Genomic DNA, 24,606 nt, shown 5'->3' on the forward strand with positions numbered 1-24,606 from the left:
TGAAAACCATCAATCGGACGAAAGCATGAGCAGGCCGCCGCTTGCATCTTTGCCGGCCGGAGCCTATCTCGTGGCTTCGGCGACACGCGGTTCGCGCTGGCGAACATCCTCGCGTGACGAAGCGGAGAATTTTCCATGGCATCGGCAGCGGAACAGCTAGCTTCAAACCTCAACTTTGCGGCCTTCGCGAAGGCCGAGGACCTAAAGAAGCGCATCTGGTTTACGCTGGGCGCACTTCTGGTCTACCGACTCGGCACCTACATTCCGCTGCCTGGCATCAATCCTGATTCATTCGCCCAGGCCTTCCAGCAGCAGTCGGGCGGCGTGCTCGGCATGTTCAACATGTTTGCCGGCGGCGCCGTCGAGCGCATGGCGATCTTCGCGCTGGGCATCATGCCCTACATCTCCGCATCCATCATCATGCAGCTCATGACGTCGGTCGTCCCGACGCTCGAGCAGCTGAAGAAGGAAGGCGAGCAGGGCCGCAAGATCATCAATCAGTACACCCGCTACGGAACGGTGCTGCTTGCCACCGTGCAGGCCTACGGCATTGCCGTGGGGCTGGAGAGTGGCGCCAACATCGTGACGGATCCGGGCTGGTTCTTCCGCGCATCCGCGGTCATCACGCTCGTCGGCGGCACCATGTTCCTGATGTGGCTCGGCGAGCAGATCACCGCGCGCGGCATCGGCAACGGTATCTCCCTGATCATCTTCGCCGGCATCGTCGCAGGCCTCCCGTCTGCGCTTAGCGGTACGCTCGAGCTCGGCCGCACCGGCGCGCTATCGACCGGCCTGATCCTGGCGATCCTGGTGCTCGCGCTTGTCCTGATCGCGGTGATCGTGTTCTTCGAGCGCGCGCAGCGCCGTCTTCTGATCCAGTATCCGAAGCGCCAGGTCGGCAACCGCATGTTCCAGGGCGATACCTCGCACCTGCCGCTGAAGCTCAACACCGCCGGCGTCATACCTGCGATCTTCGCGTCGTCGCTGCTTCTGCTGCCCGCCACGCTCGCTGGCTTCTCCGACACGACGGCGCTGCCCGCATGGGCCAATTCGGTGCTGGCGACGCTCGGCCACGGTCAGCCGCTCTACATGTTCCTCTACGGCGCGATGATCGTCTTCTTCGCGTTCTTCTACACCGCCATCGTCTTCAATCCGAAGGACACGGCCGACCAGCTCAAGAAGCATTCCGGCTTCATTCCGGGCTACCGGCCCGGTGAGCGTACGGCCGAATATATCGACTACGTCCTGACGCGCATCACGGCCGTCGGTGCGCTCTATCTCGTGATCGTCTGCCTCATCCCCGAATTCCTCATCTCGGCGACTGGCGTCCCATTCTACCTTGGCGGCACCTCGCTGCTCATCGTAGTGAGCGTCACGCTCGACACAGTCGCGCAGGTTCAGGGCCATCTGATCGCGCATCAGTATGAGGGGCTGATCAAGAAGTCTAAGCTGCGTGGAGGAAAGAGGGGACGATGAGGCTTATTCTGCTCGGGCCGCCGGGAGCGGGGAAGGGGACGCAGGCCCAGAGGCTTGTCGAGAAACACGGCATACCGCAGCTTTCGACGGGGGACATGCTGCGCGCTGCCGTTGCCAACGGCACCGAGGTCGGCAAGCGCGCGAAAGCCGTCATGGATGCCGGTGAGCTCGTTTCGGACGACATCGTCAACGCGATCGTGGCCGAGCGTATCGACCAGCCCGACTGTGCCGATGGCTTCATACTGGACGGCTATCCGCGCACGCTTGCGCAGGCTGACGCTGTCGAGGCGATGCTGGCCAAGCGCGACCTGAAACTGGATGTCGCCATCGAGCTCGTCGTCGACGACAAGGCCCTTGTCGGCCGGATCGTCAAGCGTGCCGAGGACGCAAAGGCCGCTGGCCAGCCGGTGCGCAAGGACGACAACCCCGAGGTGTTCGACGAGCGGCTGCGCGAGTACTACAAGAAGACCGCACCGCTGATCGGCTACTACTACGCCAAGGGGCTGCTGAAGGGTGTCGACGGCATGGCCGACATCGATGCGGTAACCCGTCAGATCGACGCGTTGCTCGATCAGAAGGCGCTCGCCGCGCAATAATTCCGCCAGGTGTTGACTGTCGCCGCTTTCTGGACTAAAGCGGCCCGTCTTCCATCCAGGCACGGTGCCGCCGGTCCTTCCGGACTGCGCGGTCGCTTTGATGAGAAATCCCCGCAAGGGCCGGCCTCCACCGGACGCGGGAAAACAAGAACGCGCCGGTTCGACGTGAACGTTGGCCGGCCTACATGGAGAAGAGAATGGCCCGTATAGCAGGCGTCAATATCCCGACCAACAAGCGCGTCGTCATCGCGCTGCAGTACATTCACGGCATCGGCGCGAAGTTCGCTTCCGAAATCGTCGAGAAAGTGGGCATCCCGGCCGACCGCCGCGTGAACCAGCTCACCGACGCAGAGGTGCTGCAGATCCGCGAAGCCATCGACCGCGACTACCAGGTCGAGGGTGACCTGCGCCGCGAAGTCTCGATGAACATCAAGCGCCTGATGGATCTTGGTTGCTACCGCGGCCTGCGCCATCGTCGTTCGCTGCCGGTTCGTGGCCAGCGCACGCACACCAACGCCCGCACCCGCAAGGGGCCGGCAAAGGCGATTGCTGGCAAGAAGAAGTAATTCGAGGGGTAGGCAAGCCCGCGCGGTGTAGCGATTTCGGATAGCGGCCAGCCGCTTTCCTTATGCCACGCGCCGATTGCCCTACTGCCATCGAGGTGTAGCCGCTGGCACTACGGCGGCGTTGATATCAACTGGAAGGAAACTACATGGCCAAGGAAGCCGGGCGTATTCGCCGTCGCGAACGCAAGAACATCTCGTCGGGCGTTGCGCACGTCAACTCGACGTTCAACAACACGATGATCACCATCACCGACGCGCAGGGCAATGCGATTGCCTGGTCGTCGGCGGGTGCACAGGGCTTCAAGGGGTCGCGCAAGTCGACGCCGTTCGCCGCTCAGGTTGCTGCCGAGGACGTCGCCAAGAAGGCGCAGGACCACGGCATGCGCATGCTTGAGGTTGAGGTTTGCGGACCCGGTTCCGGTCGCGAGTCGGCGCTGCGCGCTCTGCAGGCCGCCGGTTTCACCATCACCTCGATCCGCGACGTTACGCCGATCCCGCACAATGGCTGCCGCCCGCGCAAGAAGCGCCGCGTCTAGGCCGAAGCAACATACCCTGACGAGCTCCACCACGGCGCTCCTCTCTCGGTTTCCAGATTTGCCCGCCACGATTGGATGGTGGCGGGAAACGGAAGGAAAACCTGAATGATCCAGAAAAACTGGCAGGAACTGATCAAGCCCAACAAGATCGAGTTCTCCTCCAAGGGCAAGACGCTCACCACGCTCGTGGCCGAGCCGCTGGAGCGTGGCTACGGCCTGACGCTCGGCAACGCGCTGCGTCGCGTGCTTCTGTCCTCGCTGCGCGGCGCTGCCGTGACGGCGGTGCAGATCGACGGCGTGCTGCATGAATTCTCCTCGATCGCCGGCGTGCGCGAGGACGTGACCGACATCGTGCTCAACATCAAGGAAATCGCCATCCGCATGGAAGGCGATGGCCCCAAGCGCATGGTCGTGCGCAAGCAGGGCCCTGGCGTCGTCACGGCAGGCGACATCCAGACCGTTGGCGATGTCGAGATCCTGAACCCCGACCACGTGATCTGCACGCTCGACGAGGGCGCGGAAATCCGCATGGAGTTCACGGTCGATACCGGCAAGGGCTACGTGCCCGCCGATCGCAACCGCGCCGAGGATGCGCCGATCGGGCTCATCCCGGTCGACAGCCTCTACTCGCCGGTCAAGAAGGTCTCCTACAAGGTCGAGAACACCCGCGAGGGCCAGGTTCTCGATTATGACAAGCTGACGATGACCATCGAGACCAACGGTGCGGTCACCGGTGAGGACGCCGTGGCTTTCGCTGCGCGCATCCTTCAGGACCAGCTCGGCCTCTTCGTCAACTTCGACGAGCCGCAGAAGGAAGTTGCTTCGGAGCAGGTTACCGAGCTCGCCTTCAACCCGGCGCTGCTCAAGAAGGTCGACGAGCTGGAGCTTTCGGTCCGTTCGGCCAACTGCCTGAAGAACGACAACATCGTCTACATAGGCGACCTGATCCAGAAGACGGAAGCCGAGATGCTGCGTACGCCGAACTTCGGCCGCAAGTCGCTCAACGAGATCAAGGAAGTTCTGGCCGCCATGGGCCTTCACCTCGGAATGGAGGTGCAGGACTGGCCGCCGGAGAACATCGAAGACCTCGCAAAACGCTACGAAGATCAATACTGAGGCTCGGCCTCGGACCAAACTGAAGGAGAGGGCCAATGCGCCACGGAAAATCCGGCCGCCGGCTGAACCGTACCGTTAGCCACCGCAAGGCGCTGTTTTCGAACATGGCCGCCTCGCTGATCGAACACGAGCAGATCACCACCACGCTGCCCAAGGCCAAGGAGCTTCGCCCGATCGTGGAGAAGCTCGTGACCCTCGGCAAGCGCGGCGACCTGCACGCACGTCGTCAGGTGATCTCGGCGATCGGTTCGGACGTGCTTGCAAAGCGTCTGTTCGACACCATTGCGCCGCGCTACGCCACCCGCAACGGCGGCTACCTGCGCATCATGAAGGCGGGCTTCCGTCACGGTGACAACGCCGCGATGGCCGTGATCGAGTTCGTCGACCGCGACGTCTCGGCCAAGGGCGCCGCCGACCGCGCGCGCGTCGAAGCTGAGGAAGCCAATGGCGAGGCCGAGGCCGCGTAAGACCGGCCCCGATCTTGATTTGACGGGAAGGGGGCCTTGCGCCCCCTTTTTCGTTTATGGGGAGGTGTGGCGTGATGCCCTGCCATAAAGGCTGGCGCGTGATGGCTGTTGCAGTCGGCATCTTGGCCGCCATGCTGGGCCATGGATTCGCTGGAGGAGAGAGACCCATGCTGCGGGCCGTGGAACAGGGCGATCTCGCGCGCGTGAACGCGATGCTGGTCGCCGGTGAAGAGCTGGAGCAACGCGACCCGGCGCGCCGCACGCCGCTCCTGATTGCCACGCGGCTCGACCATGTCGATATCGCGCTGGCCCTGATTGCTGCCGGCGCCGACGTCAACGCCAGGGACAACATCCGCGATACGCCATTCCTGTATGCGGGGGCCGAGGGTCGTAATAAAATTCTCCGTGCGATTCTGGCATCGGGCCGCGCGGATATGGCGAGCACCAACCGCTACGGCGGCACCGCGCTGATCCCGGCGGCCCATCACGGGCATCCGGAAACGGTTCGCATCCTGCTGGCTACCGACATCGACATAGACCACGTGAACCGTCTCGGCTGGACTGCGCTCATGGAGGCGGTGATCCTTGGCGACGGCGGCACTGTTTACCAGGAGATCGTCGGCGATTTGGTCCGCGCCGGCGCGCGCGACATTCCTGACAATGATGGCGTTTCGGCTCTGGAGCATGCGAGACGTCGCGGCTACACGGAAATAGCAGAGCTGATCGCGTCGGCTGGTTGACGCAACGCGCGGCCCCGGCCTTCCAATTTGCACAATCATTCGCACAATGTGCGCGCCTGCCACTGAAGGGAGTCGTCATGCACCGAGCCTCACCGCTGTCCACCGTGTTCGCCGCAATTGCCATCTGCGTCTTTAGCGCTCCCGCATTGGCGCAGGATGCCGGCGGCAAGGGTCTGGCGGATGCGTTGAGCGATCTTCTGCGCGGTGGCGAGACGCAGGTACCCGCCCGTCGAGTGCCGTTTGGCCAGCAGGAGATGCAGCTTTCCTTTGCCCCGCTCGTCAAGGCGACCGCGCCCGCAGTCGTCAACGTCTATGCCTCGCAGCAGGTCTCTGTGCGCTCGCCATTCGCTGGCGATCCCTTCTTCGAGCAGTTTTTCGGGCGGCAGCAGATGCCGCCGCGCGTCCAGTCCTCGCTTGGGTCGGGGGTGCTGGTCGATCCGTCCGGCTACGTCGTGACCAACAACCACGTCATCAGCAACGCGGACGAGGTGCGCGTCGCGATGTCCGATGGGCGCGAATTCACCAGCAGTATCCTGCTCAAGGATGAATCGCTGGATCTTGCAATTCTCAAGATCGATGCGCCGGAGCCTTTCCCGATCGCGCCGCTGGGCGATTCCGACGCGCTGGAGGTCGGCGATCTTGTGCTGGCTATCGGCAACCCATTCGGGGTTGGCCAGACCACGACGAGCGGCATCGTCTCGGCGCTCGCGCGCACCCACATCGGCGTCAACGATTTCGGTTTCTTCATCCAGACGGATGCGGCCATCAATCCCGGCAATTCCGGCGGAGCGCTGGTCAACATGCGCGGCGAGGTGATCGGCATTAACACCGCCATCTACAGTCAGTCGGGCGGCTCGATCGGTATCGGCTTCGCCATCCCTGCCAACATCGTCCGTGCAGTCGTGGATGCCGCCAAAAACGGCCTCGACTATTTCGAGCGACCGTTTGTCGGCGCCACCTTCGAAAACGTCACGGCCCAGATGGCAGAGGCGCTTGGCATGGCCAGCCCGACCGGAGCCTTGGTCAAGTCGGTGGCACAGGGCGGACCGGCGGAAAACGCGGGTCTCAAACCCGGCGACGTGGTTCTGGCAATGAATGGTGCGTCGATCGAGCACCCCGACGCGCTTGGCTACAGGCTCGCAACCCAGGCCATCGGCAGCGTGGCAACGCTCGACGTGCTCAGCCAGGGAAGCGAACGGCAAGTGGAAATCGAGCTGATCCGCGCGCCAGAAGGCCAATCGACGGCCGAGATCATAATCGACGGGCGCAGCCCGTTTGCCGGCGCGAAGGTGGCTGAGCTTTCGCCACGTCTCGTCCAGAGGCTCGGCATCCGCGGTCAGGCGCGCGGCAAGGGGGTGGCGATTGTCGAAGTCGATCGCAATTCGCCCGCCGCAAGGTTCGGTTTCCGTCCGCGCGATATCGTGCGGGAAGTGAACGGCGAAGAGATCGATACGCCGGAGAAGCTGCGTGACGTCGCAATGAGCAATTCGCGCTGGTGGCGCTTTACCGTCGAGCGCGACGGCCGCGTCACCAACCAGATCCTGCGATACTGATACGCAATGGCAGACCTCTTTGAGCCCGACACTCCGCGCGCCGAGCCGCCGGGCAGGCCGCTGGCCGATCGGCTGCGGCCGACGACGCTTGCGCTCGTCGTCGGACAAGAGCATCTGACGGGACCTGACGGTGCATTGACGCGGATGATCCGTTCGGGCTCGCTCGGATCGATGATCTTTTGGGGACCGCCCGGAACAGGCAAGACCACGGTCGCGCGCCTGTTGGCCGGTGAAACCGGACTGGCCTTCGAGCAGATTTCGGCGATCTTCTCCGGCGTGGCCGATTTGAAGAAGGTGTTCGAGACGGCGCGCATGCGCCGTGCGAGCGGTCGCCAGACCTTGCTGTTCGTCGACGAGATCCATCGTTTCAACCGCGCCCAGCAGGATAGTTTCCTGCCTGTGATGGAAGACGGCACCGTCATTCTGGTCGGCGCGACCACCGAGAACCCGTCCTTCGAGCTGAACGCCGCGCTTCTATCGCGCGCACGCGTGCTGACCTTTCGGTCGCTCGAGCCGGAGAGCATTGGCGCGCTGCTGGAACGTGCTGAGGCGGAGGAGGGCAGGCCGCTGCCGCTCGACGACGAAGCCCGCGCTGTCCTCATCCGCATGGCCGACGGCGATGGTCGTGCTTCGCTCGCATTGGCCGAGGAGGCATGGCGAGCGGCCGGGGAGGACGAGGTTTTTGACGCCGAGGGGCTGCAGCGCATTGTCCAGCGCCGCGCACCGATCTACGACAAGAGCCAGGACGGCCACTACAATCTGATCTCCGCCCTGCACAAGGCCGTGCGCGGCTCCGATCCCGATGCGGCGCTCTACTATCTGGCGCGCATGTTCGACGCCGGCGAGGACCCGCTCTATCTCGGCCGTCGCATGGTTCGCATGGCCTCCGAGGACATCGGCATGGCCGATCCGCAGGCGCTCGTGATCGCGAACGCGGCCAAGGATGCCTACGACTATCTGGGCTCGCCGGAGGGTGAACTGGCGCTGGCCCAGGCCTGCGTCTATCTCGCCACCGCGCCGAAATCGAACGCGCTCTACACCGCCTTCAAGTCGGCCATGCGCACGGCCAAGGAGCATGGCTCGCTCGCACCGCCGAAGCACATTCTCAATGCGCCCACGAAGCTCATGAAATCGGAGGGCTACGGCACCGGCTACCGCTACGACCACGACGAACCGGATGCGTTTTCCGGCCAGGATTACTTTCCAGAAGCTCTCGGCCGCCAGAAATTCTACGATCCCCCGGATAGAGGGTTCGAGCGCGAGGTCAGGAAGCGGCTGGATTACTGGGCGAAGTTGCGCAAGGAACGCGGCAATTGATTCATTGTGTCCTTCGAGGCTCGCTTCGCTCGCACCTCAGGATGAGGAAGGTTGGTTCTCGAAACCACCGCACTGTTGGCTGGATGCACAACATCCCTCATCCTGAGGTGCGAGCGAAGCGAGCCTCTAGGGACGCGCGAAGACGACCGACCGCATCTCTGAACTATTCCGGTTTCAGGAGACGTTGATGTACCATCTTGTCCTCGTTGCGGCTGGCGGCGCCGTTGGGGCGGGGCTGCGCCACCTCGTGAACCTTGCGACGCTGCGCCTGTTCGGATCCGGCTTTCCCTGGGGCACGTTGACCGTCAATGTGGTTGGCAGCCTGGCCATGGGGCTGTTCATGGCCTGGCTTGTGCGCCGTACAGGCAGTTCGGCGGAACTCAGGCTGCTGGTGGCGACCGGATTGTTCGGCGGGTTCACGACGTTTTCGGCCTTTTCGCTCGATTTTGCCGTGCTTTACGAGCGCGGCGCGCTCATGCAGGCGTTTTCGTATGTGGCCGCCAGCGTGCTGCTCTCGATCGGCGCGCTGTTTGTCGGATTGTGGGTCGCGCGAAACCTCGCCTGATGCTATCTGGCGCACGCGACACAGAGATTGGAGAAGAATGGCAGGCGTAGAGCAGATAACGGTTGAAGCCGGCGAAGCGGGCATGCGGCTCGACCGCTGGTTCAAGACCCATTTCCCCGGCCTTGGCTTCGGTCATTTGCAGAAGCTGCTGCGCTCCGGCCAGGTGCGGGTCGATGGCGGCCGCGCCAAGGCCGATACGCGCGTCGAGCCGGGGCAGGTGATCCGCGTGCCGCCGCTCGGCGTCGATCGCAAGGGCAGCGAGCCGTTGACGGCGCGCACCATGCGCGGTCAGGACGACGGCGCCGTGCTGTCGAAGATGATGCTCTACGAGGACCCCGCCGTCTTCGTCTTCAACAAGCCGTCCGGCCTCGCCGTGCAGGGAGGGTCGGGCGTCAATCGCCATGTCGACAACATGCTGGAAGCCTTCCGTAGCAAGAAGGGCGAGAAGCCGCGTCTTGTCCACCGCCTCGACCGCGATACGTCGGGCGTATTGGTGGTTGCCCGCACGCGTCTTGCCGCGATGAAGCTGGCCGAAGCCTTCGCGGCCGCGACGCGAAGAAGACCTACTGGGCGCTCGTCAAGGGCGTGCCTAAGAAGCGCGAGGACAAGATTTCGACCTGGCTGGTGAAGGAGCAGACGCTCGACGGCGACCGGATGCGCGTTGCCCGTCACGGCGAACCGGATTCGGACCATGCCGTGTCCTATTACCGCGTGGTGGAGCAGGCCGGACAAACCATGTCCTGGCTTGAGATGGAGCCCTATACGGGCCGCACTCACCAGCTTCGCGTCCACGCCGCGCACATTGGCTGCCCGATCATCGGCGATCCGAAATATTTCGAGGCAGACCAGAACTGGGAATTCCCCGGCGGTTTGCAGAACCGCCTGCACCTGCATGCACGCCGCATCGTGATACCGCATCCCAATGGCGGGGTGATCGACGTCACCGCGCCGATCCCGCCGCATATGCGCCAGAGCTGGAACCTTCTCGGCTTCGACGAGCAGAGCGCTGAGGACGACGCGTGAGCAACGCGCCGGCCGCGACACTCGAGAGACCGGCGATCGACAGTTTCGCCGCCGCCCTGATGATCGGCCTCACCTTCTCGTGGGGCCTGAACCAGGTGGCGGTGAAGTTTGCCAACACGGGCTACAACCCGATATTCGCCGCACTGCTGCGCTCGGCAATCGCCTGCGCGCTAGTCTGGCTTTGGTGCCGCTATCGCAGCATTCCGCTCTTCGAGCGCGACGGCACGCTCTGGGCTGGCATCGCGGTGGGGGTGCTCTTCGGAGCCGAGTTTGCGCTGATCTTCCTCGGCCTGGATTATACGAGTGCTGCCCGGGCCACGCTGATGGTCAACACCATGCCTTTCTGGGTGCTGATCGGCGGCCATTTCCTGCTCGGCGAACGCATCACGATGCAGAAGTTCTGTGGTCTTGCGCTGGCCTTCGGCGGTGTTGCGCTGGTGTTTTCAGACAAGCTCAGCCTGCCTGGCCCCGAGGCGCTTCGCGGCGATCTCATGTGCCTGGCGGGCGGCGTGCTGTGGGCCGCAACCACGCTGGTCATCAAGGGTTCGAAGCTTTCGGTCGCGAGCGCCGAGAAGACCTTGCTCTATCAACTCGTCGTTTCAGCGGTCTTCCTCATACCCCTGGTGCCTCTGGCGGGGCCGCTGCTGCGCGACGTGACGCCGCTGGCCACCGGCGCACTGCTGTTCCAGGCGGTCTATGTCGTCGCCTTCACCTATCTGCTGTGGTTCTGGCTGATGCGGCGTTATCCCGCGTCCGGTTTGTCCAGCTTCGCCTTCCTGACGCCTGCTTTTGGCGTTCTTTGCGCGGGGCTGGTGTTGAACGAGCCGCTCTCCATGCGCATCTTTGCGGCATTGATCCTGATTGCGGTCGGCCTGCTGCTCGTCAACCGGCCGTTACGGCGCACCCTGCCGGGCTGAACCCGGCCTGAAACTCGAAGGATTTACGATGCGCGATCTGCTCGGCGATCTCGATAGCGGCAATCACCTGTCCGACCCGGACCCCGTGCGCCGCGCCCAGATACAGATGCGGCAGCCTCTGCCGAAACGCTTTTACAAGCTGGCCGAGGTGGCCGAAGTGCCCGAGGGCTTTGCGGTGCGCCTCGACGGCAAACCGGTGCGCACGCCCGGCAAGGCGGTGCTGGCCCTGTCAACTGCGGCGGCTGCTGAGCTGGTCGCGAGTGAGTTTTCCGCGCAGGGCGAAACCATCGATCCGGTCTCGATGCCGATCCTGCGGCTGGCAAACACGGCCATCGATGGCGTGGCAAACGAAATGCAGGCGGTTCTGGAAGACGTGATGCGTTTTTCCTCGTCCGACCTGCTCTGCTACCGCGCGGATGCGCCGGAGCGGCTGGTCGAAAGGCAGGCCGAGCTTTGGGACCCGGTACTCGACTGGGCGCAGGCCACGCTCGGTGCCCGCTTCTTCCTGGCCGAAGGCGTCATGCACGTCGAGCAGCCGCGTGAATCGGTTGCCGCCGTCGGGCTCTGGCTGCGCCAGAGAGCGGAGCCGTTCCGGCTGTCCGCGATCCATCTGATGACGACCCTGACCGGGTCGGCACTTCTGGCGCTTGCGGTCGAGGCCCGGATGCTGGAACCGGATGCTGCCTGGGCTGCCGCCCACGTGGACGAGGACTGGAACATCGCCCAGTGGGGCGAGGATGCGGAGGCAGCCGAGCGCCGCAAGGCGCGCCGGCGCGACTTCGACGCCGCTGTGGCACTCCTGCGCGCTCTCGACGACTGATCGTTCGCCTCGGCCGTCAGATAACGATCACCACTGGCCGAAGATCTCGTAGAGCCCCTGCGCGACGCTGCTTTCCAGCGGGAACGACAGCATGCCCATGACGGAATAGCCGAGCAGCCAGGGCATCAGGTAGAAGCGGACCATAAAGAAGAACCAGGCGACGAAGAGTGGCACCAGCGGCTCGATCAGGAAGCCGGGGATGATCGGCCGGAATACCGCGATGATCGGATTTGTCGCCCGGACGAAGAAGCGCATGAAGAAGAAGTCGGAATCCTCGGGCAGGAAGATGTTCATCGCCGCACGACCGATCAGCGTCCACATCACCAGGCCGAGCAGATAGTCGAGCACGATCACCCAGAGCGGGTGAAGAAAAATCAGATCTTCCAAGCGAATGCCTCCCACGAGAAAGGGGCGGGCTGGAGCCCGCCCCCTGTCTGCATTAGTCCCAATCAGTGATGGGAAGCAAGGATCGGCTTGCCGCTGGGGATACGGACTTCGTCGACCATATCCTGGATTTCCTTGCTGGGCGCCGGCGTGAGCAGGCTCACGACGACCATGCACACCAGGCTGACCGGCATGCCGATAATGCCGAAGCGGATGTGGTCGATACCCCACCAGGGCTCCATCAGGCCGTTATAGACCATGTAGAGGTACCAGGAGCCGGCAACGAAACCGCCGATCATGCCAGCGATCGCGCCTGCCGTGTTGGCGCGTTTCCACCACACGCCGAGCACAAGCGGGAAGAACAGGCCGGAACAGGCGAAGTCGAATGCCCATGCCACTGCGCCTAGAATGCCCGTCAGCTTCAGCGATGCCACGACCGCACCGGCAGCACCGATGAAGATCAGCAGGATACGGGCAACGATGAGACGCCGTGCGGTATCCGCCTTCGGGTCGATGATCTTGTAGTAGAGATCGTGCGACAGCGCGTTGGCGATGGCGAGCAGCAGGCCGTCCGCCGTCGACATGGCGGCGGCAAGACCGCCCGCAGCCACGAGACCGGAGATCACATAGGGCAGGCCCGCGATTTCTGGCGTTGCGAGCACGACGATGTCGGGCCGCATGAAGAACTCGTTGAGCTGCAATATGCCGTCACCGTTCTGATCGGCCACCGCCAGCATTCCCACCGAACTCCAGTGCTTGATCCACTCGAGATTGGCGACATCCTCGAACGACTTGCCGATGATCGACGTCGCCAGGTTAGGATCGAGGAGCTGCAGCTTCGTCAGCGTGGCAAGCGCCGGCGCCGAGAAATAGAGCAGGAAGATGAAGGTGAGCGACCAGCCGACCGAACGGCGAGCCGAACGGACGGAAGGCGTCGTGAAGTAGCGCATCAGGATATGCGGCAGCGATGCCGTGCCGGCCATCATACAGATGGCGAGCGAGACCATAGCCCAGCCCTGTCCCGTCGGCGCGTTCTGCGGTGTCGTCAGAACCGATACGCCGGGAATGGCTTCGGCCGCCGGCGCAAGGCCATACATGGCCTCGAGTTCGGCGATCCGTCCTACCGCGTCACCATAGGAGAAGTGCGGGATGATGCCGAAACCCTGCTTGTTGGACATCCAGATGATCGGCACGAGATAGGCGATGATGAGCACGATGTACTGTGCCACCTGCGTCCACGTCACGCCGCGCATGCCACCCAGCATCGAGCAGATGAAGATGCCTGCCAGACCGAGCCACACGCCGAGCTCGAACGGAATGCCAAGTGTCTGGGCCGCGATCGTACCTGTCGCGTTGATCTGCGCCGTCACGTAGGTGAAGGACGCCACCACCAGCACGACGACAGCGCACAGACGCGCCGTGTTGCCGCCGTAACGTGTGCCGATGAAGTCCGGTACGGTGTAGCATCCGAATTTGCGCAGGTAGGGCGCAAGCAGCGAGTTCACGAGCACATAGCCGCCCGTCCACCCGACGATGAAGCCGAGATAGGGGTAGCCACCGAAGTAGACGCCGCCCGCCAGCGCAACGAACGATGCGCCGGACATCCAGTCCGCCGCCGTCGCCATGCCGTTGTAGAGCGCCGGCACTTCGCGGCCCGCCACGTAGTATGCGTCGACTTCCGCGGTGCGCGAGAGCCAGCCGATGATGGCGTAGATGCTGATGGTGAAGATGAGAAAGCCGATGCCGATCGCCTGGGCCCCCATGCCCATGCGTTCGAGGATCGCCATGAACGCGAAGAACGCCAGAAAACCCAGCGTGTAGAGCGCATAGACCTTTCCGAGATTGTCTATGAAACGCCCGCTTTTTGCTTGTTCGACTGCCATCGCGCCCTCCTATTCGTCGACGCCGAATTCGTCGTCGATCTGGTCCTGACGGTAGTTCTGGATCCAGATGATGGCGACGAAGGCGATGAGCGAACCCTGGACACACATGTAGTAGCCAAGCGGGAAGCCCAGGAAGCTGATGGAGTTCAATGGGCCGGCCATCCAGGGAATGATGATGGCGAAGATCACCCAGAGAATCATGACCAGCGTATTGAGATTTCTGGTCTTCTCCCAGTGACGTTCCCTGGCGCCAGCGTCTGTGCTGGACATGGAAATTCCTCCCCTCGATTGTATGCGGGCAGGATGCCCGCAATCCTCCACGCCGGGTCTCCTTGGATGGAATCGGCGCTGAACGATGATTACAGACAGTCATCAAACGCGAAAATACTGCTATGGTAGCATTCAGAAGCGCGCCCGGATCGGTCATCTGGTTCTCATGAACGACTTTGCAAAGCAGATTTCCGAGGCGGTTGGCTGGCTGCGCGATGCGGCCTCCAAGCTCACCTTGCGCCGCGACCGCGCACCAATTGCCACGGTCGCGCGGGTCGATCACTTCGCGCGGTCACGCGCCGCGCTGATCACGCAGAAGAAGCTCTACGGCTATCTCAAGGAGCGCATCGGCACGCGTTACCCGAAGATGTTCGACGACGAGCTCTTCGCGCAGTCGATCAATGTCGCGAAGATGCATGTCTTCGCCGCGTCGCTGTCCGATATGACGATTTATGCGGTTGCCCAGGTCAGCGCCGACGGCAGGCTCGAGGGTGTGGACCGTCGTGAATGGGCGTTGGCCTGCTATCGCGCCGGACTGGCCGACAATGCCGACCAGATGACGGACGCCCATGATGCGGAAAGCTGGGTCGGCGCGTTCATCCAGCGTATCGAGGCGACGCTGTGGGAGAATGTAGCCGTTGGCGGGCGTGCATTTACGGAAAGCCCGAAGGCGCTCATCAAATGGGCGCCCATCGCCGATGAGCTGAAGATGCGCGACCGGGAGATCGTGGAAAATTCCATCCGGTTCGCATGGAACGAGGTGATCCGGGATTTTCGCGCGCGGCTCGATGCCGATGCCGCGGCGGTCGACTGGCGCAGCCTGCATTCCCGAAACTGAGTTTGCGCCAAAGCCGCTGGCCGCCGATAATCAAAGATCGAAAGAAAAACCCCGGCCGGAGCCGGGGTTTTTGTATCATGGGTCCGTATCAGACCGAGTAGTACATGTCGTACTCGACCGGGTGCGGCGTCATCTCGAAGCGCATCACCTCAGCCATCTTCAGTTCGATATAGGCGTCGATCTGGTCGTCGTCGAACACGCCGCCGGCCTTCAGGAAGCCGCGATCCTTGTCGAGCGACTGAAGCGCTTCGCGCAGGCTGCCGCAGACGGTCGGGATCTTCTTGAGTTCCTTCGGCGGCAGGTCGTAGAGGTCCTTGTCCATGGCCTGACCGGGATGGATCTTGTTCTTGATGCCGTCGAGGCCGGCCATGAGCATCGCGGCGAAGGCGAGGTACGGATTCGCCGTCGGGTCGGGGAAGCGAACCTCGACGCGCTTGGCCTTCGGGTTGGAGCCGAACGGGATGCGGCAGGAAGCCGAGCGGTTGCGCGCCGAATAGGCGAGCAGCACCGGAGCCTCATAGCCCGGAACCAGACGCTTGTAGGAGTTGGTCGACGGGTTGGTGAAGGCGTTCAGTGCCTTGGCGTGCTTGATGATGCCGCCGATGTAGAACAGGCACGACTCCGAAAGACCCGCATACTCGTTGCCCGCAAAGGTCGGCTTGCCGCCCTTCCAGATAGACTGGTGGACGTGCATGCCCGAACCGTTGTCGCCGAAGATCGGCTTCGGCATGAAGGTTGCGGTCTTGCCGTATGCGTTGGCGACCTGATGCACGGCATACTTGTAGATCTGCATCTTGTCGGCGTTGCGGATCAGCGTGTCGAACTTGATGCCGAGCTCGTGCTGGGCTGCAGCTACCTCATGGTGATGCTTCTCGACGACGACGCCCATCTCGGAGAGCACCGTCAGCATCTCGGAGCGCATGTCCTGGAGGGAATCCACCGGCGGGACCGGGAAGTAGCCGCCCTTGACGCGCGGACGGTGGCCGAGGTTACCGGTCTCGTAGTCAGTGTCGTCGTTGGACGGCAGTTCCGAGGAATCGAGCTTGAACCCGGTGTTGTAGGGGTCAGCCTTGTACTTGACGTCGTCGAAAACGAAGAACTCGGCTTCCGGACCCACGAAGACGGTGTCACCGATGCCTTCGGACTTCATGTAGGCTTCGGCCTTCTTGGCGGTGCCGCGCGGGTCGCGGTTGTAGGCTTCGCCGGAAACCGGGTCGAGGATGTCGCAGACGATCACCATGGTTGACTGCGCGAAGAACGGATCCATGTGAGCCGTCTCGGTGTCGGGCATCAGCACCATGTCGGATTCGTTGATGGCCTTCCAGCCGGCGATCGAGGAGCCGTCGAACATGACGCCATCGGCGAACATGTCTTCATCGACTGCCACGACGTCCATCGTCACGTGCTGGAGTTTGCCTTTCGGATCCGTGAAGCGGAGGTCGACGAACTTAACGTCGTTGTCCTTGATCTGCTTCATGATGTCGTTTGCTGTCGTCATTTCATATTTCCCTGTGATGACATTGCGAAATTGAGTGCGGCGTGGCAGTCAGATCGCGTCGACGCCGGTTTCACCGGTGCGGATGCGCACGACCTCCTCGACGCTGGATACGAAAATCTTGCCATCGCCGATGCGACCGGTCTGTGCGGCCTTGCGAATGGCCTCGATGGCGGCCTCGACATGATCGTCGGCGAGAACGACCTCGATCTTCACCTTAGGCAGAAAGTCAACGACATATTCTGCACCGCGATAAAGTTCGGTATGGCCTTTCTGGCGTCCGAAACCCTTGGCCTCGGTGACGGTTATGCCCTGGAGACCGACCTCCTGAAGGGCTTCCTTCACCTCGTCCAGCTTGAAGGGTTTGATGATCGCCTCGATCTTTTTCATGCGATAATGGCCTCCGGTAAGATAGGACGGGGTGATATGAGCCGCTTCGGCATTAACGAAAGCATGAACCATGCCAGATGCGGCTGCTGGATCGCCGAAAGCGTAAATCGGGAGATGACGCAGGGCAATTCGGTGGTTGGAGAGCTCCTCCTGCGATTCCATGCCGCCGCCGCCCGCGCAACGTGCAGCGGCCATACTGAGGGCTGATGAAAAATTATGCAATCTGCATATGAAACGGGCATGCCCCCTGAGCTTCTGACGCCGCAGGAAATGGCAGAAGCCGACAGGCTCGCCATCGCAGCGGGCCCTCACGACGGCCACGCGCTTATGCGCAACGCCGGTGCTGCCGTTGCCGCGGAAGTGCTGCGGCGTTTTCCGGATTTTGCGCGCATCGCGGTCCTATGCGGCCCCGGAAACAATGGCGGCGACGGTTACGTGGTCGCGCGATTGCTGCGCGAGGCGGGCGTTGCCGTCCGCGTTTTCGCGCAGGTCAAACCGCGCGATGGCTCGGACGCAGCGCTGGCGGCGAAGGAGTGTCCCGTCGCGGGCGAACCGCTCGAAGCGTTCGAACCGGCGGTGGACACGCTGGTGGTGGATGCGTTGTACGGCGCCGGCCTTGCCCGGCCGCTCGATGGGCCAGCGCAGGCCGCTGCCTTGCGTTGCCGCAACGCAGGCGCGACCGTCGTCGCCATCGACCTGCCGTCGGGTGTCTCGGGGGCGAGTGGCTCGACCTGGGAGCGCTCGTTTGAAGCCGCGCTGACCGTCACCTTCTTCCGCCTCAAGCCCGGTCACCTGCTGGAGCCCGGCCGCGCGGCGTGTGGCGAGACGGTTGTGGCCGATATCGGCATACCGGCCTCGGTGCTCGACGAGATCGCCCCGAAGACCTTCGCCAACGTGCCCGATCTCTGGCGCAAAACCCTCCCCCAACCGGCGCGCGCCCAGCACAAATATTCGCGCGGCCATGCGTCGGTGTTCTCCGGTGGGCCGGCCTCCACGGGTGCGGCGCGGCTGGCAGCGATCGCGGCTGCGCGGGTGGGGGCAGGGGCGGTGACCGTGCTGGCGCCGGGCAACGCGCTGGCGGCCAACGCGGCGCACCTCACCTCGATCATGCTGAAGCGTTTGGACGACGATGACGAGGGCGAAGCGTTTATGGCGGCGCATGCGCCCGACGCATTCGCGCTCGGCCCCGGCTACGGGCTGGAGCGGCCGGTGCGTGGGCGGGTGCTGGCGCTGCTGGCGAGGATGGAGCGCGGGGCGCTGGTGCTCGACGCCGAAGGCATCACCGCCTTCCGCGATGCGCCCGAGCGCTTGTTCGATGTCGCGAAGGAGGCCAGGGCCGCGCTGGTGCTGACGCCGCATGAAGGCGAGTTCGGCCGGCTGTTCCCTGACCTCGCCGGCGACGACGCGCTGTCCAAGCTCGAAAGGGCGCGTGCGGCGGCGGGGCGGGCGGGAGCGGTGGTGGTGCTGAAGGGCCCCGACACGGTGATCGCCGCGCCCGACGGCCGTGCGGCGATCAACTGCAACGGCAGCCCGTGGCTGGCGACGGCGGGGTCGGGCGACGTGCTCGCCGGCCTGATCGCCGGGCTGGCCGCGCAGAGGATGCCGGCCTTCGAGGCGGCGTGCGCGGCTGTCTGGCTGCACGCCGAGGCCGCGACCCGCTTCGGCCCCGGCCTGATCGCGGAGGACCTGCCGGGGCTGGTGCCGTCGCTGCTGCGCGAACTCCTATGAATCCACCCGTTTCTGCAGCGCCATCGCGCCGAACGGCGCGCGCACCTTGCCCTCGGTGATGAAGTAAACGAACACGTCGCGCGGCGTCTTGTCGGCCTTGGTGCCGGCGTCGACATAGGGCAGGTCGTCCGGCTGGCCACCCTCGGCCCAGACCTTCGCGCGCTTCGCCCAGCCGTCCAGTTCCTTCTCTGTGTAGCAGGCCTCGTTGTCGTCGCTGCCGCGCTGCAGCCGCGCATAGACGAAGTCGCCGGTGACGTCGGCGATCTCGGGATATTTTTCGTGGTGCGCATAGACGATGGCTGCATCGTATTTGCGGGCGAGTGCTGCGAATTCGGGGACGGCGAAGCTGTCGTTGCGCACCTCGAGCGCATGGCGCAGCCTCACGCCGTCCTGTTTCTCCGGCAGGAGCTTCAAAAAGCCCTCGAAATCGTCGGGATCGTATTTTTCGTCGGCGCGAACTGCCAGACGATCGGTCCCAGCTTGTCGCCGAGCTCGGAGACGCCCGAGCCCAGAAAGCGCTGCACCGACTCGCCGGCCTCCGCCAGCACGCGGCGGTTGGTCGAGAAGCGGATCGCCTTGAGCGCGAAGATGCAGTCGTCGTCGGACTCCTTCGCCCATTTGGCGAAGGTCGGCGGCTTGAAGGTCGAATAATAGGTGCCGTTGACCTCGATGGCCCTGACCTGCTGCGAGGCATAGGCAAGCTGCTTCGCCTTGGCGAGCTTGTCGGGATAGAAGGTGCCTTCCCACGGCTCGAACGTCCAGCCGCCCATGCCCGCCCGAACCTGGCCGGCGCCGCTTTTTCCGGATTGCATCGTGTCGTTTCCTCGTTTGCCCCGGGAAAATGCGTCCGCCCGACGGCTTTGTCCACCCGATCCCTGCGCGCTCCTGACAGGTTTGCCCGTCACTATCGCTGCGGGCGCTGGCCGCGCGAAAGGCCCGTTCGGGGGCTCGCCATGGCTTTACGGCAGCAGGGATCGTCGCCACGCTGCGCGAATCCGCCCTGGCCATTGATGATTATCGCGTAAGCCGGAGACTGTCGCGCGGTCATGAGGTGTCGGCGGGCTCCAGCACCCACAGCGCGAGGCCGTGAACGTCGTCCAGCACGGTGTGGACCGGATGGTCGGGCTCGCGGCTGCGCGCCGGTCGCTGGCCGTGCGGCCGGCCGGGGCGCAAGGGCCAGATGCGGCGCACGCGGGTGGGAGCCTTCGCCAGCCTGCCTGCGGCCTCGCCATTGTTGCGCGGCGGAGCGGGCGCAGCGATGCGGGCCTGCCAGAGCGCAAAGCGACGGGCCGCAACCGGCAGGTCGTCCAGCATGCGGGCGAGTGCGGCGAGCCGCAGGGCAAGGCGCGTCGCATCGAGCGGGTCGAGCGGCGAGGGCGGGGCCGGAACGGGAAACGGCGCGGCAATGCCGGGCACCGAAATGCGCGGCACGCCGCTCGCCACCGGCCGCCGCGGGCGCCAGCGGGGCAAAGGATCGAACAGGGGCAGGGCTAACATCTGCGGCCGTCCGCGACCTAGGTTTCTCCCCTGCGAAGCGGGGGAGGGGGACCACGCAAAGCGCGGTGGAGGGGGCGTTGGTGTGCCCCTCCTGGGCGCCTGCGGCGTCACGACCAGCCCGCGCGCGACGACGATCACCAGCCGCCGCACCGCCGCCTCGGCGGGACGCAGCAGGCGCAGCACGGCGCGGTGGAGATGGCGCGGCAGGGTGGGGCGGTCGGCAATTGGCGATGGGCAATCGGTCGGACCAACGGCGGACTGTACGGGTTCCGGCTGCTGGCCGGTGATTGCCGTCTGCTCGTTCCTCAGTCCGGCCATGGCAACAAGCATCGCCAGAATGCGAGTCAGCGCCGCGCGATGATGCTCGATCGCAGCATTCCAGTCCATCGCCACCTCCGTTCGGTCAGGGCGGCGGGATTGTGCGGCCGGGATTGGCGGGGGTGGATAGGCGGAGATGGATGGCAGTTTTGCGCCCCCAAGTTGGACATAGGGTGGTGCTTCACCGTTGATTGACAGCCGACATCACTCGAACCGATTGTTGCGCTCACGGTCTTCTTCCTGTTCGCTTCGCCGTTCAGCATCAATTCTGGCTCGCAGGCTCTTTTTCGCCGCCTCCAGCGGTTCTTCGAGAGCTGGGTTGCCGGCCCCGCGCAGACTGTCCAATAGCTTGAGGCGCCCCTCTAGCTTGCTCGCAAGCGATCCGCTCCAGCTTGAGGGCCGGAGACGATTTACGATTTCAGTCAGGACGAGGCGTGGCTCAGGTGCTTTTTCCAAGAGCTGCTTCGCCAGCGGCGTCCATTCGTGAGGCGCGCCGTCCTTCGGTCGCTTGAACAGCAAAGCCACGGATGCCGCGAGAGGATAGCGCACCGACGGATCGCGGTCACACCAACTGATTACGGTTTCGTCCTCGAGCACAGCAAGGACGTCCTTGTGAAAGCGTAGCAGATCGTTGAAAAACCACACACTTGCCCGCTGCGATTCTGGATCACCCGAAAACATCTCATCAAGTGTGACGAACGGCTGGACCTTCAGCAGGCCCTTCACCAGATCATTGTAATCGTGCCCACTGATATGATGGCTCTTTGTTGCGACCATCAGCTTGCGGCAAAGCGCTTTCGCGACAAGAGCGCCTTCCTCTCCGATGAGAGAGGCCGCGACGACAGCGCCGAGCTCGTGGTCCTTGCGCGTCGTACGTTCGTCCCGTTTCTGAAACTCAAACGCTGCGATCACGAAGAGTCCCGCCTCCCGTACCTCAGGGAGCGGCTCACGCTTCTCGCTGCGGTCCGAATGCAGTCGCATCGAGACCATCTCAAGTCCGACCGCGCAGCCGCCGGTTGCCGCGCAATGGCGATTATCAGATCACGGAATTCGGGCCCCGGTACGCTGTCGGACACACGACCATACGCGAGACTGTAGTAAGTGGTGATTTGTGCCATGCCGAGCTCGATCGAAGCGGTGCAGTCGCGCTAGAGCAGACGGATCAATTTCAACACTGCTCTGAAGGATCGGGAACCACGCAGCAAGGGCCGGGTGCTCCAATGCTTCATCAAGAAGAACGCCCGTGAGCGCTACATCCCGGCCCATAAGCCCCCTCAAGTAGCCGCCTAGCAGTTGTAGACCCGCGTTCTCGGTCACGGCAAACTGTCCCACGATGGCGTACCAAATTGTGCGCGGACTTTCCGCGGCCCCCGCCAACGCTTCGCCGAGCAGAGCCACCCTCGGATTCCCCCATCAGCTCGGCAAGCACTGTCTCGAGCGCGTCCTCATCCGCTGCAAGGTCTTGTCCCAGGTCACGTATTGCCGCTGCTGAGCGTGCGGCACGTTCCGCATAGCCCGCAGTGAAGTCGCTCCCACCTTCTTCCTCGTCCTCCTCATCGTAAAAGTCATCCAGGTCGAGGCTTCCGGCGCGGTCACCGATGACGAGCCCGCGCACTTTGCTGAGGAGATCCTTGGGCCGAAGGAATTCCTCCAAGTCCGTCAAACGTCGACGGAGCTCAGTGTCCATGTCCTTGCCATCAAAAATGCGCGTCTGGCGAGATGCGATCCAACCGTCGCGCCAGAACGAGCTCGCAGCAATCGCGCGCGCGAGCTGGTCCAACTGCTCCGCCTGGCCGGAGTAGCTCCACAGCCCCCTAAATTCCCGTGCGACCGCTTTATGTACTTCCGCGGCTATGGGATTGTCCGACAGGGCAAACCTCCTCGCTAACTTCAACACGCTATCAAACCATGCGCGCACCTGCGCGCCGTCTGCTGGGTAGTAGCCGTAGTCCCGCGAGCGCGCGCCGAAGTCGAATTCGTAGTGCGAGGTGAAATGCCCTGTTTTCAACAGCGCCTCGAGTGCCTTGACGCCGAGGCGACGCAGCGCCTCTTCATCGGAGTCGAGCAGCGCTTCCGCAGCCCTGACGCGCATCTCGACCGGTGCATGTGTGCCCGATAAAACAATGTGAAAGAGCGATTCCACGACCTGGATCGCCTCATTGTCATTGGTCTCGCCGCTTGGACGCGCAGCAAATTTCGCCAGCAAAGCCAGCGAGCGTACGAAGAAGCCAGGCTCGTACGCCAGCGAGCGCAGGAGCCGAACAAAATGTCCGCAACGGCCGAGTACGGCTTCGTTGGCGCCGCTCAAGGCAGTCTCCAGCGCCGCCAAAACCACTTCCGGTGCCACCGGTGCGACGTTGGTAAATATCGCGCGACTAAGCTCGGTAAAGTTCGGCAAGTCGTTGAGCAGACCACCTGGCGCAAGCCACGCCTTCACGATGCTCTGCGCCTCCTTGCTGTCATCGAGATAACCCAGACGCCGCGAGAATGAGCGGAGGATGCGTTCGGGCGCATTGTCAACAAGCACCGACTTAACCTTGGCCGGCGGAATGCTTTGGAGTGCCCTCTTGGCGAGGCGATTGGCAACAGCGTGTGGCAGCACCGCGCGCCATTTTGCTCGCGCCTGAACGAGGTCCCGCTGCTTGAGTTCTGCCACTCCCGCATACATCTCGTCCATTGATTTTCCAATGAGGTGGCCCAGAATGGGAAGCTCCGCTTCGGCACCGTCGAACGTCTCTCCATCGAACGAGTAGACCAGTGAGCAGCTCTGCGCGACCAACAGGAGAGAAGGATCGGGATCGTGGCGCTGCTGAAATAGACGCCTAAACAGCTCCTCCTCGTTCAGGCCCGCGACGGTTTCCGTTTTCTCAATCCGCGATGCCAGTGCGAGGGCAACTCGGGCGTTGCCGCCCGAAAATTCAGCGATGGTGCGCGCGTCGATCTGCGACAGATGGGGATATCGGCGTTCTACCAGTGTCTCGATCAGCGACACGGAGGACGTGTCCAGCACAAAAACGTCGGTGCCCTCCGGTTGGTCCTCCCGGATGTCGTATTCGACAGTGATCACGCTGATCGTCGAACTGCTCGACCGCGTGATCTCGGAAATCCGCCGGTGCAATTCGGGTGTGCAATTGTCGACCACGAGAATTGCTCTCGTCTGAGCGGCGATCAGGTCCGAGGCAAGCCCAGCCGGAGGCGGATTTGGCCCGTCGGCTTCGTTGGTGTAAATGGCAAGCGAGGGATCGAGCGCTCCATCTCCAACGCTGGCGTCAAATAGCGCTTCGACCAGCCGCGTTTTGCCGACACCGGAGAGCCCGACAAGGCGCACCACATGCCCCGGAGTGGCCAGTACTTTCCGGATGCGGTTGATCCCTTCCGTCGCAGAGACCCCATCGCCTTCATGCCTGTCGCCCGTGAGGATTCGCGCCTGATCATCGGCGATGTAGCCTGAGTCGACCCCGCGGGCGCAAGCGACCAAGAGCCGTAAGACTGCCAGCCTGGCATTGCCTTGCCGATCCGCGCGCGGAGCCACGGAATTTGCCCGGGGTGATCCCGAACCCACGTCGCGATTCGATTGCGGTCATAGAAATCCACCGTGAGTTTGCCCTCAGCGGGCGTGCCCTTGATAGCGTCGGCTATGGCCTTGCGGCGGTCCGCTAGCGCCGAGTCGGATGTTGAGCCCGTAGAACTCACGATGACGTAAGCGCCGCCGACAGTCGCGAGCTCGTTGATGACGGGTCGTACGGTCCCCTTCGGCTTCATCTCTTTCAGAATCGCCGCACGCGGCATGTCGGGCTTCTTCACCTGGAAGCCTGTTGATAGCTTCGGTATGAAGCCACCGATCGCCGTGTCGGTCGGAAGCGCAACGCGAACATCGAGACCACCATCCTTGGCGTCTTGATTCCCACCGTAGGTAACTGCGGATACGGGCAGGCCCCTTCGACGCATCTCAGCCTCGCATAGGAGTCCGATCAGGGTGCGCAAATCCGCGTCGCTGAGCGCGGCGATGTCGTCGCCTGTGATTTCAAACATCGGGGCAAGCTAGGAAGCGTTCGATTGGCCGTCAATCTCGATCACACCAGAGGTTACAAGCCGCAAGTGGTGCTTTCGA

Annotated in this window: 22 protein-coding genes and 2 pseudogenes; 15 read left to right on the forward strand and 9 right to left on the reverse strand. The window is 63.4% G+C overall.

Annotated features, from left to right (window positions below; all coding sequences use genetic code 11):
• Nucleotides 1-135: 135 nt before the first annotated feature.
• From secY to HK436_RS15035, 13 genes and pseudogenes are all read left to right on the forward strand, one after another.
• On the forward strand, nt 136-1,476 hold the full coding sequence (secY, locus tag HK436_RS14975) for a preprotein translocase subunit SecY (protein WP_173191014.1): 1,341 nt from the start codon (nt 136-138) through the stop codon (nt 1,474-1,476).
• Entirely contained in the window at nt 1,473-2,072 is a 600-nt protein-coding gene (locus HK436_RS14980) for an adenylate kinase (protein WP_173191016.1), read from the forward strand. Before secY ends, HK436_RS14980 begins: the two co-directional genes overlap by 4 nt.
• Nucleotides 2,073-2,269: 197 nt before the next feature.
• Entirely contained in the window at nt 2,270-2,638 is a 369-nt protein-coding gene (rpsM, locus tag HK436_RS14985; RefSeq protein ID WP_173191018.1) for a 30S ribosomal protein S13, read from the forward strand.
• Between the two features lie 146 nt (nt 2,639-2,784).
• Complete coding sequence (gene rpsK, locus HK436_RS14990; protein ID WP_173191020.1) at nt 2,785-3,174, forward strand: 30S ribosomal protein S11; 390 nt, start codon at nt 2,785-2,787, stop codon at nt 3,172-3,174.
• 105 nt (nt 3,175-3,279) lie between these two features.
• Nucleotides 3,280-4,290 carry a DNA-directed RNA polymerase subunit alpha gene (locus HK436_RS14995; RefSeq protein WP_173191022.1) on the forward strand — a complete coding sequence of 337 codons (1,011 nt, stop codon included), beginning with the start codon at nt 3,280-3,282 and terminating at the stop codon, nt 4,288-4,290.
• A gap of 35 nt (nt 4,291-4,325) precedes the next feature.
• Nucleotides 4,326-4,757, forward strand: coding sequence for a 50S ribosomal protein L17 (gene rplQ, locus HK436_RS15000; protein WP_173191024.1), 432 nt, complete (start codon nt 4,326-4,328; stop codon nt 4,755-4,757).
• A 167-nt stretch (nt 4,758-4,924) separates the two neighbouring features.
• A complete protein-coding gene (locus tag HK436_RS15005; protein WP_244648984.1) occupies nt 4,925-5,497 on the forward strand; it encodes an ankyrin repeat domain-containing protein in 573 nt (190 codons plus the stop codon).
• 77 nt (nt 5,498-5,574) lie between these two features.
• The gene (locus HK436_RS15010) at nt 5,575-7,050 is read left to right on the forward strand and encodes a DegQ family serine endoprotease (protein ID WP_173191026.1); all 1,476 of its coding nucleotides are present in this window, start codon (nt 5,575-5,577) and stop codon (nt 7,048-7,050) included.
• Nucleotides 7,051-7,056: 6 nt separating this feature from the next.
• On the forward strand, nt 7,057-8,367 hold the full coding sequence (locus HK436_RS15015; protein WP_173191028.1) for a replication-associated recombination protein A: 1,311 nt from the start codon (nt 7,057-7,059) through the stop codon (nt 8,365-8,367).
• Between the two features lie 187 nt (nt 8,368-8,554).
• Complete coding sequence (crcB, locus tag HK436_RS15020; RefSeq protein WP_173191030.1) at nt 8,555-8,932, forward strand: fluoride efflux transporter CrcB; 378 nt, start codon at nt 8,555-8,557, stop codon at nt 8,930-8,932.
• Nucleotides 8,933-8,969: 37 nt separating this feature from the next.
• A pseudogene (locus HK436_RS15025) lies at nt 8,970-9,955 on the forward strand (RluA family pseudouridine synthase).
• A complete protein-coding gene (locus tag HK436_RS15030) occupies nt 9,952-10,872 on the forward strand; it encodes a DMT family transporter (RefSeq protein WP_376769166.1) in 921 nt (306 codons plus the stop codon). The pseudogene HK436_RS15025 and the gene HK436_RS15030 overlap by 4 nt, the downstream one beginning before the upstream one ends.
• Before the next feature lie 28 nt (nt 10,873-10,900).
• Nucleotides 10,901-11,692: an ATP12 family chaperone protein gene (locus tag HK436_RS15035; protein ID WP_173191032.1), complete on the forward strand. Its 792-nt coding sequence runs from the start codon at nt 10,901-10,903 to the stop codon at nt 11,690-11,692.
• A 27-nt stretch (nt 11,693-11,719) separates the two neighbouring features.
• Here HK436_RS15035 and HK436_RS15040 read toward each other — a convergent pair whose 3' ends face one another.
• The 3 genes from HK436_RS15040 to HK436_RS15050 form a co-directional block, all read right to left on the reverse strand.
• On the reverse strand, nt 11,720-12,079 hold the full coding sequence (locus HK436_RS15040) for a YggT family protein (RefSeq protein ID WP_206680531.1): 360 nt from the start codon (nt 12,077-12,079) through the stop codon (nt 11,720-11,722).
• 62 nt (nt 12,080-12,141) lie between these two features.
• Nucleotides 12,142-13,959, reverse strand: a complete 1,818-nt coding sequence (locus tag HK436_RS15045; protein WP_173191033.1) for a sodium:solute symporter family protein — start codon at nt 13,957-13,959, stop codon at nt 12,142-12,144.
• Nucleotides 13,960-13,968: 9 nt separating this feature from the next.
• The gene (locus HK436_RS15050) at nt 13,969-14,229 is read right to left on the reverse strand and encodes a DUF4212 domain-containing protein (protein ID WP_173191035.1); all 261 of its coding nucleotides are present in this window, start codon (nt 14,227-14,229) and stop codon (nt 13,969-13,971) included.
• A 166-nt stretch (nt 14,230-14,395) separates the two neighbouring features.
• Between HK436_RS15050 and HK436_RS15055 the strand changes: the two genes are divergently transcribed.
• On the forward strand, nt 14,396-15,067 hold the full coding sequence (locus tag HK436_RS15055; RefSeq protein WP_173191038.1) for a hypothetical protein: 672 nt from the start codon (nt 14,396-14,398) through the stop codon (nt 15,065-15,067).
• An 88-nt stretch (nt 15,068-15,155) separates the two neighbouring features.
• Here the strand turns inward: HK436_RS15055 and glnA are convergent, their stop codons facing one another.
• Nucleotides 15,156-16,565, reverse strand: a complete 1,410-nt coding sequence (glnA, locus tag HK436_RS15060) for a type I glutamate--ammonia ligase (RefSeq protein WP_173191047.1) — start codon at nt 16,563-16,565, stop codon at nt 15,156-15,158.
• Between the two features lie 48 nt (nt 16,566-16,613).
• Nucleotides 16,614-16,952, reverse strand: coding sequence for a P-II family nitrogen regulator (locus HK436_RS15065; RefSeq protein ID WP_173193501.1), 339 nt, complete (start codon nt 16,950-16,952; stop codon nt 16,614-16,616).
• A 240-nt stretch (nt 16,953-17,192) separates the two neighbouring features.
• Between HK436_RS15065 and HK436_RS15070 the strand changes: the two genes are divergently transcribed.
• Nucleotides 17,193-18,680, forward strand: a complete 1,488-nt coding sequence (locus HK436_RS15070; RefSeq protein ID WP_173191049.1) for an NAD(P)H-hydrate dehydratase — start codon at nt 17,193-17,195, stop codon at nt 18,678-18,680.
• On the opposite strand, the pseudogene HK436_RS15075 reads toward HK436_RS15070, so the two are convergent.
• The 4 genes and pseudogenes from HK436_RS15075 to HK436_RS15090 all read right to left on the reverse strand — a co-directional run bounded on the left by HK436_RS15075 (nt 18,675) and on the right by HK436_RS15090 (nt 24,027).
• Nucleotides 18,675-19,492: pseudogene (locus tag HK436_RS15075) on the reverse strand (DUF72 domain-containing protein). The gene HK436_RS15070 and the pseudogene HK436_RS15075 overlap by 6 nt on opposite strands.
• 232 nt (nt 19,493-19,724) lie before the next feature.
• The gene (locus HK436_RS15080) at nt 19,725-20,564 is read right to left on the reverse strand and encodes a hypothetical protein (RefSeq protein WP_173191051.1); all 840 of its coding nucleotides are present in this window, start codon (nt 20,562-20,564) and stop codon (nt 19,725-19,727) included.
• Nucleotides 20,565-20,699: 135 nt separating this feature from the next.
• Nucleotides 20,700-21,476: a hypothetical protein gene (locus tag HK436_RS15085; RefSeq protein WP_173191053.1), complete on the reverse strand. Its 777-nt coding sequence runs from the start codon at nt 21,474-21,476 to the stop codon at nt 20,700-20,702.
• Nucleotides 21,477-21,723: 247 nt separating this feature from the next.
• Nucleotides 21,724-24,027, reverse strand: a complete 2,304-nt coding sequence (locus HK436_RS15090) for a hypothetical protein (protein WP_173191055.1) — start codon at nt 24,025-24,027, stop codon at nt 21,724-21,726.
• Nucleotides 24,028-24,606: the final 579 nt, after the last annotated feature.

The organism is Neoaquamicrobium sediminum, assembly GCF_013240295.1.
In the GTDB taxonomy this organism is placed as follows: Bacteria; Pseudomonadota; Alphaproteobacteria; order Rhizobiales; family Rhizobiaceae; genus Aerobium; species Aerobium sediminum.